General features: G+C 74.3%; 16 protein-coding genes and 1 pseudogene. 6 read left to right on the top strand and 11 right to left on the bottom strand.

The genetic code is table 11. The features are described from left to right. A pseudogene (locus tag Z164_RS22875) lies at window positions 1-2,285 on the top strand (filamentous hemagglutinin N-terminal domain-containing protein); the annotation flags it as partial. A gap of 30 nt (window positions 2,286-2,315) precedes the next feature. Further along, the gene (gene tssA, locus Z164_RS0117690) at window positions 2,316-3,362 is read left to right on the top strand and encodes a type VI secretion system protein TssA (RefSeq protein ID WP_024892011.1); all 1,047 of its coding nucleotides are present in this window, start codon (window positions 2,316-2,318) and stop codon (window positions 3,360-3,362) included. 78 nt (window positions 3,363-3,440) lie between these two features. Here tssA and Z164_RS0117685 read toward each other — a convergent pair whose 3' ends face one another. After that, window positions 3,441-3,824: a hypothetical protein gene (locus tag Z164_RS0117685; protein ID WP_024892010.1), complete on the bottom strand. Its 384-nt coding sequence runs from the start codon at window positions 3,822-3,824 to the stop codon at window positions 3,441-3,443. Between the two features lie 46 nt (window positions 3,825-3,870). After that, window positions 3,871-4,491 carry a TetR/AcrR family transcriptional regulator gene (locus tag Z164_RS0117680; protein ID WP_024892009.1) on the bottom strand — a complete coding sequence of 207 codons (621 nt, stop codon included), beginning with the start codon at window positions 4,489-4,491 and terminating at the stop codon, window positions 3,871-3,873. Between the two features lie 127 nt (window positions 4,492-4,618). Between Z164_RS0117680 and Z164_RS0117675 the strand changes: the two genes are divergently transcribed. Together Z164_RS0117675 and Z164_RS21535 are read left to right on the top strand one after the other, a co-directional pair. After that, window positions 4,619-5,281: a DUF3313 domain-containing protein gene (locus Z164_RS0117675; protein WP_024892008.1), complete on the top strand. Its 663-nt coding sequence runs from the start codon at window positions 4,619-4,621 to the stop codon at window positions 5,279-5,281. Then, window positions 5,278-6,033, top strand: a complete 756-nt coding sequence (locus Z164_RS21535) for a MipA/OmpV family protein (protein ID WP_024892007.1) — start codon at window positions 5,278-5,280, stop codon at window positions 6,031-6,033. Before Z164_RS0117675 ends, Z164_RS21535 begins: the two co-directional genes overlap by 4 nt. A 15-nt stretch (window positions 6,034-6,048) precedes the next feature. Here Z164_RS21535 and Z164_RS0117665 read toward each other — a convergent pair whose 3' ends face one another. The 9 genes from Z164_RS0117665 to Z164_RS0117625 all read right to left on the bottom strand — a co-directional run bounded on the left by Z164_RS0117665 (window position 6,049) and on the right by Z164_RS0117625 (window position 12,568). Continuing rightward, complete coding sequence (locus Z164_RS0117665; RefSeq protein WP_024892006.1) at window positions 6,049-6,324, bottom strand: hypothetical protein; 276 nt, start codon at window positions 6,322-6,324, stop codon at window positions 6,049-6,051. Window positions 6,325-6,375: 51 nt separating this feature from the next. Beyond that, window positions 6,376-7,608, bottom strand: a complete 1,233-nt coding sequence (locus Z164_RS0117660) for a copper resistance protein B (RefSeq protein WP_043690768.1) — start codon at window positions 7,606-7,608, stop codon at window positions 6,376-6,378. A 2-nt stretch (window positions 7,609-7,610) separates the two neighbouring features. After that, window positions 7,611-9,341, bottom strand: a complete 1,731-nt coding sequence (locus tag Z164_RS0117655) for a copper resistance system multicopper oxidase (protein ID WP_024892004.1) — start codon at window positions 9,339-9,341, stop codon at window positions 7,611-7,613. A gap of 110 nt (window positions 9,342-9,451) precedes the next feature. Then, the gene (locus tag Z164_RS22665) at window positions 9,452-9,841 is read right to left on the bottom strand and encodes a CopL family metal-binding regulatory protein (protein WP_024892003.1); all 390 of its coding nucleotides are present in this window, start codon (window positions 9,839-9,841) and stop codon (window positions 9,452-9,454) included. 110 nt (window positions 9,842-9,951) lie between these two features. Then, on the bottom strand, window positions 9,952-10,242 hold the full coding sequence (locus Z164_RS0117645) for a hypothetical protein (protein ID WP_024892002.1): 291 nt from the start codon (window positions 10,240-10,242) through the stop codon (window positions 9,952-9,954). A 2-nt stretch (window positions 10,243-10,244) separates the two neighbouring features. Beyond that, entirely contained in the window at window positions 10,245-10,622 is a 378-nt protein-coding gene (locus Z164_RS22870) for a helix-turn-helix domain-containing protein (protein ID WP_043690765.1), read from the bottom strand. Window positions 10,623-10,624: 2 nt separating this feature from the next. Then, window positions 10,625-10,939 (bottom strand): hypothetical protein, encoded by a 315-nt coding sequence (locus tag Z164_RS22865; RefSeq protein WP_024892000.1) that lies wholly within the window; start codon window positions 10,937-10,939, stop codon window positions 10,625-10,627. Window positions 10,940-11,047: 108 nt separating this feature from the next. Continuing rightward, on the bottom strand, window positions 11,048-11,395 hold the full coding sequence (locus Z164_RS0117630; RefSeq protein WP_024891999.1) for a hypothetical protein: 348 nt from the start codon (window positions 11,393-11,395) through the stop codon (window positions 11,048-11,050). A 174-nt stretch (window positions 11,396-11,569) separates the two neighbouring features. Continuing rightward, window positions 11,570-12,568 carry a hypothetical protein gene (locus Z164_RS0117625; protein ID WP_236621828.1) on the bottom strand — a complete coding sequence of 333 codons (999 nt, stop codon included), beginning with the start codon at window positions 12,566-12,568 and terminating at the stop codon, window positions 11,570-11,572. Between the two features lie 275 nt (window positions 12,569-12,843). Between Z164_RS0117625 and Z164_RS0117620 the strand changes: the two genes are divergently transcribed. Beyond that, window positions 12,844-13,335, top strand: coding sequence for an RNA polymerase sigma factor (locus tag Z164_RS0117620; protein WP_081770252.1), 492 nt, complete (start codon window positions 12,844-12,846; stop codon window positions 13,333-13,335). Continuing rightward, window positions 13,332-14,333 carry a FecR family protein gene (locus Z164_RS0117615; protein WP_024891996.1) on the top strand — a complete coding sequence of 334 codons (1,002 nt, stop codon included), beginning with the start codon at window positions 13,332-13,334 and terminating at the stop codon, window positions 14,331-14,333. The genes Z164_RS0117620 and Z164_RS0117615 overlap by 4 nt, the downstream gene beginning before the upstream one ends. Window positions 14,334-14,410: the final 77 nt, after the last annotated feature.

The raw sequence follows: 14,410 nt of genomic DNA, 5'->3' as shown, positions 1-14,410 counted from the left end.
ACGCGAACGCGTTCTCGGCGGACTCGACGCTGGCCGCGCAGGACCTGCGGGTCGCGGTGGCCGAGGGCGGGATCGCGCAGTCGGCGGCATGGCGGGTCGGGACCGCGGCGCTGGATGCCGGCGCCGGCGACATCGCACTGGACCATGCCGGCAACGACTTCGCCGGCGCGGTGCAGCTGCGCGGCGGCGCGGTGGCCGTGCGCGACGCCAACGATCTGACGGTGGCGTCGCTGGTCTCCGGGCCCGACCGCGACGTGAGCCTCGTCGCCGGCGGCACGCTGTCGCTGCCGGCGCAAGCGATCGATACCGGCAGCGGTGCGCTGACGCTGGCCTCGCAGGGCGGCGCGCTGGCCACCGCCGGCGCGCTGGCGGGAGGCGACGTGACCCTGACCGGCCGCGACGGCCTGGCGCTGGGCCACGACGTCGATGCGCGCGGTGCGCTGGGCCTCGCCGCGCGCGATGCCGCGATCGCGCAGGGCGGCGGCCGCATCGTCGCTGCCGGCCGCACCACGGTGGACGCGGGCGCAGGCGAGGCGACGCTGGCGCAGGCCGGCAACGACTTCGCCGGGCCGGTCGATCTGCGCGCCGGTTCGGTCTCGATCCGCGATGCCAATGCGCTCTCGCTCGGCGCGGTGGACGTGGCCGGGGCGCTGGCGGTCGTCGCCGCGGGCGAACTCGGCCTCGGCGCCGGCCGCATCGGCGGCGCGCTGACGGCGTCGAGCGGCGGCGGCGCCATCGGCCAGTCCGGCGCGCTCTCGGTCGGCGGCGACGCCGCGCTCGATGCCGGCGGCGGCGCCATCGCGCTGGATCAGGCCGGCAACGACTTCGCCGGCACCGTGCACCTGGCCGGCGGCGCGGCCGCGATCCGCGACGCGAACGCGCTCGCGCTCGGCACGCTGGCGGTGGACGGGCTGCGGGTCGCCAGCGGCGGCGCGCTCTCGCTCGGCGAGGGGCGCATCGGCGGCGAGCTGGACGCGCGCGCCGGCGGCGGCATCGGCCAGTCCGGCGCGCTGGCCGTGGGCGGCGCCAGCCGGATCGACGCCGGCGCCGGCGACATCGTGCTCGACCACGCCGGCAACGACTTCGCCGGCGCGGTCTCGCTCGCCGGCGGCGCAGTGTCGGTGCGCGACGCCGGCGATCTCGTCGTCGCCGGCCTCGCCTCCGGCGCCGACCGCGACGTGCGCCTGGTCGCCGGCGGCACGCTGTCGCTGCCCGCGCAGACCATCGAGACCGGCGCGGGCGCGTTGCGCCTGGCCTCGCTCGGCGGCCGCCTGGACACCGCCGGCGCGCTGCGCGGCGCCGAGGTGTCGCTGGCCGGTGCCGCCGGCCTCGGCCTCGGCCACGACGTGGAGGCGGGCGGCACGCTGTCGCTGTCGAGCGGCGGCGACATCGCGCAGACCGGCGGCGCGCTGGCCGCGGGCACGCTGACCGGCGATTCCGTCGGCTCGACGCGTCTGGGCGGCGCCAACCGCATCGGCACCCTCGGCGCGTACGCCGCGCAGGGCCTGGAACTGGCCGTCGCCGGTCCGCTGCGGATCGCGGGCCCGGTCGAGGGCGGCGCGCGCGCGATGCTGACGGTCGCCGGCGACCTGACGATCGAGGGCCGGCTCGCTGCCACCGACGTGCGGCTGGAGGCCGGCGGCGGCATCGCCGGCGGCGCGGGCGGCGCCATCGATGCGCGGACGCTCAGCGGCCAGGCCGGTGGCGCGGTGGCGCTGGGCGACGGCGGGCGGTTCATGGACAACCAGGTCGATGCGCTCGGCGACTTCGTCGCCCGCGCCGGCTTCAGCCTGACCAACGGCCGCTCGCTGACCCTGACCTCGCTGGGCGGCAGCGCCTACACCGTGGACGCCGGTACCGCCGCGACCTACCTGCGGGTGGAGGGCGATCTGCTGCAGTCCGGCGAGGTCTCCCTGCGCAACGGCGCCGGCACCTGGGCCGCGAGCGGGCGCATCGGCGCGCAGGACGCGCCGATCCGCGTGGTCGGCGTCGATCCGCAGCGGGTGGAGGCGATCGGCCTGCCGCCGGCGTACTTCTACGCGGTGCGCGCCGACGGCTCGGTGCTGCCGGTGATCGGCGCCTTTGCGGTGAACGTGCCGGCCTCGATCTGGGCCGGGCGCATCCAGAGCAGCAGCCGCCGCGACGTCGGCTACGTCGATGTCGGCGCCGATGCCTCCAACTACCGCCCCTACGGCGTGATCGGCGCGGGCATCCGCCTGCCGGAGGACCAGCAGCCCGAGTGCGATCCGGACTTCCCGGCGCCCGAATGCCTGCAGGCCCCATGACATGAACCGCACGCTGCCGGAGCAATGCCCATGAACGCCGCCGTGGACATCGCCGCGCTGGCCGCGCCGCTCGACGCGGACGCGCCGGCCGGCCCCGACCTGGAGTACGACGCCGACTTCATGGTCCTGGAGCGCGCCGCCGCCCCGCGCGAGGAACGCGTGTTCGGCGACAGCGTGGTCGCGGCCGAGGAGCCGGACTGGGACAAGGTGGCGCTGTCGGCGCTGGCGTTGTTCGAGCGCACCCGCGACCTGCGCGTGGCCATCGTGCTGTGCACGGCCTGGCTGCGGCTGCGCGGCCTGCCCGGCTGGTGCGACGGCCTGGCGCTGGTGCATGCGTTGCTGGACGGGCTGTGGGGGCCGGTGCACCCGCAGCTCGACGCCGAGGACGACGACGACCCGACCGCACGCGTCAACGCGCTGATGCCGCTGGCCGACCCGCTCGGCGCGCTGCGCGACCTGCGCGCCGCGCCGTTCGTGCAGTCGCCCCGGCTGGGGCCGTACTCGTTGCGCGACCTGCGCATCGCCGGCGGCAGCCTGAAGCCCGCAGGCGGCGACGGCGACGCGCCGCCTTCGCTCGCCGACATCGAGGCCTGCTGCCTGGACTGCCCCGAGGCGCACCTGGCGGCGTCGGCCCAGGCCGCGCGCGAGGCGCTGGCGCATGCGCGCGCGATCGACGCGCTGCTCGCCGAGCGGCTGTCCATTCGCGCGCCCGAACTCAAGCCGCTGCTGGCCGACCTGTACGAGCTCGACCGCTTCCTGCAGGCGCAGTGGGCCGCGCGTTCCGGCGTTGCCGCCGACGACGCGCAGGCCGACGGCGACGGCGCGGCCGAGGATGCCGGCGGCGCCGCGGCGCCCGCGGCGCGGGCGCCCGGGCGCATCGCCGGCCCGGCCGACGTGGTCGAGCGCATCGAGGAGCTGTGCGAGTACTACGCCCGCCAGGAACCCTCGAGCCCGGTGCCGATCCTGCTGCGCCGCGCGCAGCGCCTGGTCGGCCGCGGCTTCGAGGACCTGCTGCGCGACCTCGCCCCCGGCGGGCTGGGCGAGCTGCAGCAGATCGCCGGCCCGGCCCCGGAGTAGAGGACCCCGCACGTCCGCCGCGGCGGACCGGGCACCGATGCCGGTCCGGCGCCGTCGCGAGCGCCGGCACGACGCGCGCTAGCCGGCCACGCCGTCCGCGCGCCGGCCGCGGATCCGCCGCCACGCCCAGTCCATGGCCCGGTTCCCGTAGATCCAGGACAGCACCGTCAGGACCAGCAGGGCCACGGAGTACTCGTCCTGCGCGCGCCAGTAGCGGGAGATCGGGAGGAACTCGGACAGCATCTCCAGCGGCCCGAAAAGCGGCATGTCGACGACGGCCAGGCCCGAGAACGCGAGCGCCAGGAGCGGGCCGGCGAGGCGCGGCCGCGTCTGCGGCGTGCGCTCGTCGGCGCGCAGCGCCCAATGCAGCAGGCGCAGCAACTGGACCGCGACCGCCACCAGCGAGACGAGCGCGGCCAGGACGAGCGCGAGGATGAGGGCGGGGACCCAGAGCGGAAACATGCGGAGACTGTAGCCTCGCCCGATGCGCGTCGCGAGAGGGCGCCGCCTAGCCGCGCGCCGCGGCGCCGTGCAGGAACATGGCCACCGCGCGCCCGACCATCGCGCGGATGCGCGCCAGCGACAGCGGCGCCGGGTCGCGCTGGTACACGCGCGCGTTGATCTCTGCGGTGATCAGGGCCAGGAACTGCAGCGCGCGCGTCTTCGGATCGGCCTTGTGCAGCCAGCCGCGCGCCATCGCCGCGGAGAACAGCCGCGCCAGCGCCGCGATGCCCTCGCTCGGACCGGCGGCGTAGAACAGCTCGCCCAGCTCCGAGCGCCCGGCCTCGCCGACCACCATGCGGTAGACCGTCAGCGCGCGGCGGTCGTTGGTCAGCACGAACAGCATGCGCTCGCCGAAGCGGTGCAGCGCCGCCTCCAGGCCAGTCGCGTCCTCGACCCCGGCCTGCAGCTCCGCGGCCGCCTCGGACATGTGCGAGGTGGCGTGCTGGCGTACCACCGCGCTGAACAGGGCCTCCTTCGAGGGGAAGTAGCCGTAGAGCGTGGTCTTCGACCCGCCCAGGCGCCGCGCCAGCTCGTTCATCGAGGCGGCCTGGTAACCCAGCTCGCCGAACAGCTCGGCGGCCGCGTCGACGATCGCCTCCCGCCTGGCCTCGGTGCGGACCTTCATCGCCTTTCTCCCCAAAAGAGGACCGGACTGTACATTTTTATTGACGGCGGCGGAATGCCGGTTCAATAATGGACCGTACGGTACGGTTCTCTTTAGGCGCCCGTCGCCCTTCCCCGAGGTCAAGCCCATGTCCAGAATTCCCGCTCCCGCGGCGGCGCTCGCCGCCGCCTGCCTCGCCCTGGCCGGCTGCGCGACGACGCAGCCGGTCCGCTACCAGGGCGTCGAGTCCGCCACGCTGATGCGGCCCAACGCCGCCGACGAGGACGGCCGCACGCCCTTCCTCTACCGTGCGCCGGGCGTGGACTGGGGCCGCTACTCGGGCGCGATCGTCGAGCCGGTCTCCCTCTACGACCAGGCCGACCACCAGTTCGGCGACATGGACCGCGAGCGCAGGCGCGAGCTGGCCCTGCACATGCACGGGCGCTTCATCGACGTCCTGCGCCGCCGTTACGACATCCCGCCGCGCGCGAATGCCGACGCGCTGCTGGTACGGCTCACGCTCACCGGCGCGAAGGCCAACACGCCGGTCCTGAGCACCTTCACCAAGTTCGACCTCGGCGGCGGGCCCTACAACGCGGTGCAGGCGCTGCGCGGGCGCGAGGGGCTGATGTCGGGCTCGGTCAGCTATGCGGTGGAGATCCTCGACGCCTCCAGCGGACAACTGCTGATGGCCTACGTTGAGAAGCAGTATCCCAACGCGATGAACGTCAGGGCCAGCCTCGGCGCGCTGGACGCGGCCAGGACCGGCATCGACAAGGGCGCGCAGGCGCTGCTCGACCGCCTGCAATGAGCATGCGCCGTCGCGCAGCGGCCGTCGCGCTCTCACTCGCGCTGTCGCTGGCCGCCGCGGCGGCCGAGCCTGCCGCCGGGCCGTTGCGCACGGGACTCGGGCTGGCGATCGCGCACGCCGAGCGGCCCTACCGCGGTGCCTCCGCGCGCACGCGCTGGAGGCCGTTCGCGGTCTACGAAGGCCGGCGACTGCATTTGCACGGCGACGCCGCCTCGTTCGATCTCGCCGCCGGCGAGGCGTTCGCGCTGGCGGCGGTGGCGTCGCTCGCGCAGGACGGCTACGCGCCGGACGATGCGCCGGTGCTGGCCGGCATGGCCGAGCGCGGCGCTCCCCTGTGGGCGGGCGCCTCGCTGCGTTGGCGGCGCGGCGCGTTCGAGGCGGCGCTGGAATGGACCGCCGACGTTTCCGGCCACAGCGACGGCCGCCGCGCCGCGCTGCGCGCGCAGCGGGCGTTCGATCTGGGCCGCTGGCGGCTGGCGCCGCGCGCGGTCGCGACGCGGCTCGATGCGCGCGCCGCCGGCTACTACCACGGCGTGCGCGCGGAGGAAGCGCGCACGGGCCGGCCCGCCTACGCGCCGGGCGCGTCGGTGTCGCTGGGCGTCGGCCTGCACCTGGCCCGCCGGCTCGGCCCTGCCGACGCGGTCTTCCTCGATCTCGGCGCCGAACGCGCCGGCGCGTCCCTGCGCGCCGGTCCGTTGGGCGGCGACGGCGTGCGGACGCACGCCGTCGTGGGCTACCTGCGGATGTTCTGAGCGCCGGCCCGCCGGTCAGCGCATCCGCTGCGCGGCGTCGAACTCGCGGCGGTCGAGGCGGCCGTTGCGGTCTCGGTCGGACATCTCGAAGTGCGGCAGCAGCGGGTGGTCGGCCGGCAGCTCGGCGCGCTGCAGGAAGCCGTCGCGGTTGGCGTCGAGGCGCTCGAACTCGCCGGCCGCCGGCGCCGCCGCGGGTGCGGGCTCGTGGTCGGCATGGTCGTGGTTCTGCGCGGCGGCGGGTGCGGTGGCGGCGATCAGCAGGGCGAGCGTGGCGAAGGTCGTGGTACGCATGGCAGGTGTCTCCGGAAGGTATGGGGAAAGGGAGTCGGAACGGCGCGGGGATCAGAACCAGAGCCGGACGCCGGCGACCACGCGAGTGTCGCGTGCGTGGCCGCCGGCGGCCTCGGCGAGATCGGCGGACGCGCCGAACGCGCGCTCGTGCACCAGGCCCACGTAGGGCGCGAAGCGGCGGCTGATCTCGTAGCGCAGGCGCAGGCCGGCCTCGATCTTCCCGAGGCCGGAGCCGATGCCGGCCTCGGGCTCGTCCTTCAGCGAGGCGGTGGCCTCCACCCACGGCTGCAGGATCAGCCGGTTGGTGAAGCGCACGTCGTACTCGGCCTCCGCCTTGGCCTGCACCTGGCCGCCGTCGCCGACGTAGGCGGTGGCGGAGACCTCGAACAGGTACGGCGCCAGGCCCTGCACGCCGAACGCGGCCCAGGTGCGCGCGTCCGGGCGGACGTCGTGGCGCACGCCGGCCACCACGTCCCACCACGGGCTCACGCTGCGGCCGTACAACGCTTCGAGATCGGACGACGCCGTGCGCCCGCCGCTGCGCTCGCCTTCGCTGCGCAGCCACAACCGGTGGAGGTCGCCGCCGATCCAGGCGGCGGCTTCCCAGGCCTGGCCGGCGCCGTGGTCGGCGTCCCAGGCCTCCAGGCGGTCGAACCGCACCATCGTGGTGGTGGGCGAGGCGTGTTCCATGGCGCCGTGGTCGAGCACCGGGAAGCCGGAGGCGATGTCGGCCGCGGTGAGCGGCGGGATCGGCGTGCGCGGCTGCGTCGGCGCGGTGCCGTGCGCGGCATGGGCGTCGTGCGCGCCGGGCTGCGTCGCGTGCGCGTCGTGGCCGGCGTGACCTGCATGACCGGTCTGCGGCGCCGGCTCGGCCTGCCCGGCGTGCCCGGACTGCGCCCGTGCGCCGTGCGCGTCGTGGGCATGGCCAGCGTGCGGGCCCTGCGTGCCGGACGCGGGGACCGGCGTCGGCGCATCGTGCCCGGCATGGTCCGCATGGCCTTCGTGCGCGCCGTGGCCGGCCTGGTCGTGCGCGCTCGCAGGGGCCGCGTCGTCGCGCGCCGGCACGTCCGGGCCGGACTGCGCCCGTGCGCCGTGCGCGCCGTGGGCATGGCCGGCGTGCGGGTCCTGCGCGCCGGACGCAGGGGCCGGCGTCGGCGCATCGTGCCGGGCATGGCCCGCATGGCCTTCGTGCTGCGCGGGCGCGAGCTGCGGCAGCGCCAGCAGCACGGCGAGCGCCAGCGGTGCAGGGGATGCGAGGAACGGCAGGAATGGGCGGGTCCGCATGTTCATTCCTCCACCCGCACTTCGCGGAACATGCCGGCTTCCATGTGGTAGAGCAGGTGGCAGTGGTAGGCCCAGCGGCCAAGGGCATCGGCGCGCACGCGGTAGCTGCGCCGGGTGCCGGGCGGCATGTCGATGGTGTGCTTGCGCACCATGAAGGCGCCGTCGGCGTCTTCCACGTCGCTCCACATGCCGTGCAGGTGGATGGGGTGGGCCATCATCGTGTCGTTGACCAGCACGATGCGCATGCGCTCGCCGTAGTCGAGCCGCAGCGGCTCGGCGCCGGAGAACGGGATGCCGTCGAACGACCAGGAGAACTTCTCCATGTGGCCGGTCAGGTGCAGCTCCAGCGCGCGGCCCGGGTCGCGGCCGTCCTCGTCGCCGGCCACGCTGCGCAGGTCGGCGTAGGTCAGCACGCGGCGGCCGTTGCCGCGCAGGCCGATGCCGGGGTCGTCCAGCCTCGGCGCGGGCGTCATGGTCTGCATGTCCACCAGCGGGTTGCGCGACTCGCTGGCCGGGTGCGCCTGCATGCCGGCGCCGCCGTGGCCGGCGTGCGCGCCGTGGCCGGCATGGCCGCCATGGCCCATGTCGTCCAGGGTCAGCAGCGGGCGCGGATCGACCGCCGGTATCGGCGCCTCCAGGCCCGCCTGCGCGGCCAGGGTGCCGCGCGCGTAGCCGGTGCGGCCCATGTCCTGGGCGAAGATGGTGTAGGCGTCCTGGCCCGAGGGCTCGACGATCACGTCGAAGGTCTCCGCCACCGCGATGCGGAACTCGTCCACCGTCACCGGGTGGATCGGCTGGCCGTCGGCGGCGACCACGGTCATCTTCAGCCCCGGGATGCGCACGTCGAAGTAGGTCATCGCCGAGCCGTTGATGAAGCGCAGCAGCACCTTCTCGCCGGCGCGGAACAGGCCGGTCCAGTTGCCCGCCGGCGCCGTGCCGTTCACGAGGTAGGTGTAGGTGTGCGCGTTGACGTCGGAGAGGTCGGTCGGGGTCATCCGCATCCGCCCCCACGCGCGGCGGTCGGCCACGGTGGCGGCCCAGCCTTGCTGGCGCACGTCGCGGATGAAGTCGCCCACGGTCGGCTTGTAGACGTTGTCGTACTCGGCGTACTGCTTCAGCCGGCGGAACAGCCGGCCCGGGTCGAGGTCGGTCCAGTCCGACAGCAGCACCACGTGCTCGCGGTCGTAGGCGTAGGGCAGCGGCTCGATCGGGTCCACGATCAGCGCGCCGTACAGGCCAGCCTGTTCCTGGAACAGCGAATGGCTGTGGTACCAGTAGGTGCCCGACTGCCGCACCCGGAAGCGGTAGACGAAGGTCTCGCCGGGGCGGATGCCGTCGAAGCTCAGGCCCGGCACGCCGTCCATGTTCGCCGGCAGCAGGATGCCGTGCCAGTGGATCGAGGTCGGCAGGTCGGGCAGGCGGTTGGTCACGCGCAGGGTGACGGTGTCGCCCTGGCGCCAGCGCAGGATCGGCGCCGGCAGGCGGCCGTTGACGGTGACCGCGGGGCGGGTGCGGCCGGTGAAGTCGACCGGCGAGGCGCCGATCGACAGGTCGAACTCGCTGCCGCGCAGGACCTGCGGGCCGGAGCGCGCGTCGGTTTCGGCGGCGAACGCCGGCAGGCGCAGGCCCGCGGCGCCGAGGGCGACGCCGCCCAGGGCCAGGCCCTGGACGAAGCGGCGGCGCGACAGCGGCGCGCGCGCCCAGTGCCCGGGGCGGGAAGGATCGTGATGCATGGCGGACTCCTGGCGACGGCCCGCCGGCACGGGCGGGGCGTCGTCGACATCGAAGGACGCGCCGCTCGGGCGGCGCGCGCGAACGCGGGCAGGGCGCGGGCGCCCCGGCGTCAGGCGGCGATGGGAGGCCGGGTCGGCGGGAACGGCGCCCGGGACGCGGGCGCGGGGCGGTCCTGCCCGCGTAGCGTGGACGCCGGCGGCAGCGGGCCGGCGCGTGGCGGCGCCGGCGCCAGCGGCGCGTGTTGCAGGCAGAGATCCAGGCACCGCTCGATGCAGTCCACCTCGCCGGCCCCGGCAGGGCCGCCGGGATCGGCGGGGGCGTCGGCGGCGGCCGCGGCGTGCGGACAGTCCGTCCCGGCGGGCGCGTGGGCGTCGGCGGTGGCCGCGGAGCGCGCCAGCGCCTCCGACGCCAGGGCCACGTGCGCCGATGCCACCGCCGAACCGAGGCCGTTGATCAGCAGGCTGGCGCAGAGCAGCAGTCGGAGCAGGGCCTGGGGCACGGGCGGCGCAACGCGGCAGCGAGGGGACGCCGCAGCATACCGAAATCGCGCCAGGCGATCGCGCGCCGCCGCGGCCGTGGGCGCTCGCCGCGCATGCCTGGCTGGGCGGATTAGAACAGCCGGATGGCGAAGGAAACCGCCAGCAGGACGACGCCCGACTTCAGCATGAGGTCGTCCACGCGGCTCCATCTACGGACGACGCCGAGCATGGTATCGGCGATCTTGCGCGAGGCAGTCGCGTCGTCGACGTAGTCCGGCCGGGTCGCGGCGGCCTGGCGCACATTCGCTCGCCGCTCGATGGCATCGATTTCCTTCAGGATGGCGCCGGCTCGCCAAGCCGGCAGCGCCAGCAGGATGCCGGCAAGGGTGCCCACCGCGTCCGGCAGCCATGCAGGCCCCATCTTCAGCCTGCGCGGAGCAGGTGCCCGGCGAGCGGGTAGTGGGCGGACTCTTCCTGATCGACGGTGACGTTGAGCGTCAGGTCGAGGGTCACGCCCGACGGCGCCAGGTACCGTTCGTAGCTGTCGACGATGGCGGTCAGCGTGGCGAAGGTCGGCCCGCGGGCACCGGTGCCTGCCTCGAGCCGGCTCAGCTCCGATTGCGGAATGCCGATCAGGCGTGCCGCCTCGGTCTGCGGCAGCTTCAAGTGCGCTTCGCGAACCTGCCGCAGCAGGTCGCCCAGGCGGGAAATCCGCTGCTGCAGGGCGGCGCCTTCATCGACGCCGGCGATCGTGCGCAACCGTGCGGTCGCTTCGTCGTGTCCGATCCAATCCTTGCTCATGGTCATACCCTCGATGCCGCCACGGCGGCGATATGCGCGAATCGAGCGGTGCCTGCCTCGATCTCGATCCCCATCGCGGCGACGCGCACGATAGGCGGTGTGACCCGCAGGAACACGCACAAGCGCCCCGCCTCGAACCACCGCATCGCCTTGCCCTCGGTCAGTTGGGGTGGAACTGGGTCGAAACGGGTCCATCCAGCGGATTCGGCCCGGTCGAGCAGCCACCAGACCCTTCCGACTTCCCGAGCCTGCGCACGCCCCTGCTGTGCATACTCTTCCAGGTCCCGCAGCGCCCGTTCGTGCCATTCCAGCTTCATCGGATCCTTCCTGTGAGACTTATATCAAATTCCACATGAACTGATCTCGTCTGCGGGCCTGCGTCGGACGGGCGCAGCTCCCCGGCCGGGATGCGCCTGTCGCCCCGCCTAGTCCACGCAGATCGCGACCACGGTGCCCCGGCTGACGTGCTGGCGGCAGCCGAAGACGTCGTTGTTCGCGCTGCAGGTACCGGTCGCGCGGCTGCCGTCGGTGGCCCCTTCCGGCGCCAGGCAGACGCCTTCGCACTGCGCATTGTCGGTGCAGGCCTTGCCGCCGTCGGCGGTCGGCAGCACGCATTGCTCCACCCCCGCCCGGCCCATCGCCTTCCATTCGCCGCCGCGCTCCTGGCAGCGCGAGGCGGTACCGGCCGACGCGCCCCCGGCGCCGCGCTCGGCGGGAACGCTGCAGGCGGTCAGCAGGGCGGCCAGGCACAGGGGCGCGAGGATTCGGTACATGCGGGTATTCGGGAGACGGGGAGTCGGGAGTGTAGCGGGTGCGGAAGCCGGACCCCGACAGAATGCGAAGGAGCGCGGGCGCCTGCGCGAGGGCGAAGGACGCCATCGCGGTGCAGCGCGCTCGCGTGCGCGGACGTTCGGTGGCGCATGAGCGATTCCCGTGAATGAAGCGGCCTAGGCCAGCGGTCGCGCGGTCAGCGCACCGGTCTCATCGTCGTGCAACGCGCGGATGCGATCGGCCACAGGGTCGACGGATGCGGTATTCCCCAGCGCATACAGGAAGCGGCAGGCGGCGAAACGGGAGGCGGCGCGTTCGTAGCGTTCGATCCAGGCCAACCGACCAGGAAGGGCGGCCTGCTCCGGCGACCAAGCCGCCGACGGGGGGCGGATGCGCCGGCGGATGCCCGCACGCCACGGCTTGGCGGTCAGCCGGGCACGAAAGCAGTGTTGCGCTTTGCACAGCACCGCGTACAGGGGATCGGTGCCCAGCGCGTCGAAGCACGCAGCCACCTCGGGGTCCAGGGGGTCGAACGTGCGGTGCAGCGCCATCACGCGCAGACCGCCAGGCGAGCGATACACGCGCAGATGCCAGTCCGGATGGGCGACCGAAAACGCCTCGGCGCGCCTCAAGGACCGCGCCAATGCGCGATCCTCGTGCGTACGGTACCTGCGGACGAGTTCCGCCAGCCAGATGGAAAGAATCAATCCGGCGAACGCGGGAACGATCGGCCAGATCCAGTCCTGGATCCAGATGCCAATCGCCAGCCCGACAGACGCTCCGAGCAATGCGATCGCGATCTGAGCGCCCGACCCTCGACGCGCGAAGTCGACGTCGGTGAACAGGACGTTGGGCGAGTTGAGGCATCGTGCGCCGTAGCTGTTGCGCGTGACGGCGGCACCATCGGGGTAGCGCGCAACGATCTGCTCGCGGATCGGCACGCCATGCACGCCGTAGTTCGAGCGCCGCTCTCGCCGTGGCAGGGCCTCGCCCGCGGCGATGCGATCCAATGCCTCCTGTGCACGGGCCTGCGCATGCGCCTGTGCCGCCGCCTGGCTCTCGTCGGACCAACCGAAGCGCCGCACGGTCGCGCGGCGCCCGCCGAGGCGGGATTGCAGCCGCGCCTCGGCCCAATAGGCCGGCACGATCATCCTTGAAGCGGTCTCGCTTTCCATCCTCGTCTCTTGCCGGACGGCGCCTGCGCCGCGTCGTGTCGGACAGGTCGGAACGCCCAGGAGTCGCAGAATACCGGCGACGAGGTGCGGTTCGCGACCCCGGCAGCTCCGCCACCCGCCATCGCCTGCGGCCTTCCGGATCGAGCATCTCTGGCCCTTGGGCGCCAGCGCGCATGAAGCGGTCACCGCTTCGTCATGATCGGCGCCTAAGGTGCCGCGCACTCCAGGGGCGGACCGACGCATTGGCCGAGCAGGCAAAACGGCGCTTTGCGCGCATGTTCGCGGAACACCGGCCGGTGCTGCGCGGGTTCTTCGCCCGCCGCGGCGCGCACGACGAGGCCGACGATCTCGTGCAGGAGACCTACCTGCGCCTGTTGCGCGCCCACCAGGCGCGGGGCGAGGCGATCGCCAATCCCGAGGCCTATCTCTTCACCGTGGCGACGAACCTGGCGCGCGAGCAGGCCGCGCGCCGGCGCCGGATGCCGGTGCCGATCGAGGAGCTGGAGCACGTCGCCGCGCAACTGGCCGAGGAGGACGGCGCCGAGCGCGCGGCCGAGCGTGCGCAGCGGCGCCGGCGGCTGCAGGCGGTGCTGGCCACGCTGCCCGAGCGCACGCGCGCGGTGCTGGTGATGCAGCATCGCGACGGGCTGAGCTACCGGCAGATCGCCGAGCGCCTCGGCGTGTCGCCGCACATGGTCAAGAAGCACGTGGTCCGCGGCCTGTTCCTGTGCCGGCAGGCGCAGCGAGACGATGCGGAGGCGGAATGACGCGGCCCGATCGCATGGAGGCGGACGCCACCCTGGCGGCGGCGCAGTGGCACGCGCGGCAGCGCGAGGGCGCCCTGGACGCGGCAGAACGGGATCGCTTCATGGCCTGGCTCACCGCCTCGCCCGGGCATCTGCGCGAGTACCTGGCGATCGCGCGCATCGCCGGCGAGCTGGGCGAGGCGATCCGCGCGATGCCGGCCGAGACCGGCGACGCGCCGCCGCGCGGCAACGTGGTCGCGCTGCCGCTGCCCGCGCGCAGGGCGGTCGCCGCGCCCGCACCGCGGTCGCGCCTGCGCGGCGCCCGGTTCGCGGCGGCCGCGGTCCTGGTGCTGGGGCTGGGCATCGCGGCGCACCTGGGCTGGCCGCGCACCATCGAATACGCCACCGCGCACGGCGCGCCGCGCCGGATCGAACTGCCCGACGGCACGCTCGTCCATCTCAATGCGCAGAGCGCGCTGGCCGCGCGCTTCAACGCCTTCGCCCGCCGGGTGGAACTGACCCGCGGGCAGGCGAGCTTCGTGGTCGCGGCCGAACGCCGCCCGTTCGCGGTGGAGGCCGCCGGCCTGCGCATCCGCGACATCGGCACCACCTTCGACGTCTCGCTGCGGCGCGAGCAGGCGCGCGTGGACGTGGTCGAGGGGCGCGTGCACGTGGTCGCCGACGGCCGGCTGCTGGCCGACCTGGGCGCGGGGCAGCGCGCGCGCATCGCCCATCGCGACCGCGCCGTCAGCGTGAGCCGCGAGGATGTCGCCGCGATGACGGCGTGGTGGCACGGCCGGATCGTGTTCCGCGACGAGCCGCTGCAGGAGGTGGCCGACCAGTTCAACCGGCTCAATCGCGTGCGCATCCAGGTGGAAGACGCGGCGGCGGGAAGATTGCGCCTGACCGGCAGCCTGCGCGGCGGCGACGTGGCGTCGCTGCGCGCGTTCCTGGACGGGCAGCCCGGGCTGGCCACCACTGTCGAAGGCGATCTCGTCCGCGTGGCCGCCCGACACTGAGCGCGGGCGCCGCCGGTGTCAAAAAAAATTCATCGAAAAACGGTGCCCGACTTCCGCCCCGCGCACTCGTAGGTCCG

The organism is Luteimonas huabeiensis HB2, assembly GCF_000559025.1.
In the GTDB taxonomy this organism is placed as follows: domain Bacteria; phylum Pseudomonadota; class Gammaproteobacteria; order Xanthomonadales; family Xanthomonadaceae; genus Luteimonas; species Luteimonas huabeiensis.
This window is presented reverse-complemented; position numbering and strand designations above follow the sequence as displayed.

Bases quoted from the DNA above. Each gene is read 5' to 3' on its own strand.
- Z164_RS0117655 (WP_024892004.1), bottom strand. From the start codon at position 9,341: ATGCATCACGATCCTTCCCGCCCCGGGCACTGGGCGCGCGCGCCGCTG.
- Z164_RS0117625 (WP_236621828.1), bottom strand. From the start codon at position 12,568: ATGGAAAGCGAGACCGCTTCAAGGATGATCGTGCCGGCCTATTGGGCC.
- Z164_RS0117675 (WP_024892008.1), top strand. From the start codon at position 4,619: ATGTCCAGAATTCCCGCTCCCGCGGCGGCGCTCGCCGCCGCCTGCCTC.
- Z164_RS0117660 (WP_043690768.1), bottom strand. From the start codon at position 7,608: ATGCGGACCCGCCCATTCCTGCCGTTCCTCGCATCCCCTGCACCGCTG.
- Z164_RS21535 (WP_024892007.1), top strand. From the start codon at position 5,278: ATGAGCATGCGCCGTCGCGCAGCGGCCGTCGCGCTCTCACTCGCGCTG.
- Z164_RS0117630 (WP_024891999.1), bottom strand. From the start codon at position 11,395: ATGTACCGAATCCTCGCGCCCCTGTGCCTGGCCGCCCTGCTGACCGCC.
- Z164_RS0117615 (WP_024891996.1), top strand. From the start codon at position 13,332: ATGACGCGGCCCGATCGCATGGAGGCGGACGCCACCCTGGCGGCGGCG.
- Z164_RS22870 (WP_043690765.1), bottom strand. From the start codon at position 10,622: ATGAGCAAGGATTGGATCGGACACGACGAAGCGACCGCACGGTTGCGC.
- Z164_RS22865 (WP_024892000.1), bottom strand. From the start codon at position 10,939: ATGAAGCTGGAATGGCACGAACGGGCGCTGCGGGACCTGGAAGAGTAT.
- Z164_RS0117620 (WP_081770252.1), top strand. From the start codon at position 12,844: ATGTTCGCGGAACACCGGCCGGTGCTGCGCGGGTTCTTCGCCCGCCGC.
- tssA (WP_024892011.1), top strand. From the start codon at position 2,316: ATGAACGCCGCCGTGGACATCGCCGCGCTGGCCGCGCCGCTCGACGCG.
- Z164_RS0117645 (WP_024892002.1), bottom strand. From the start codon at position 10,242: ATGGGGCCTGCATGGCTGCCGGACGCGGTGGGCACCCTTGCCGGCATC.
- Z164_RS0117685 (WP_024892010.1), bottom strand. From the start codon at position 3,824: ATGTTTCCGCTCTGGGTCCCCGCCCTCATCCTCGCGCTCGTCCTGGCC.
- Z164_RS0117665 (WP_024892006.1), bottom strand. From the start codon at position 6,324: ATGCGTACCACGACCTTCGCCACGCTCGCCCTGCTGATCGCCGCCACC.
- Z164_RS0117680 (WP_024892009.1), bottom strand. From the start codon at position 4,491: ATGAAGGTCCGCACCGAGGCCAGGCGGGAGGCGATCGTCGACGCGGCC.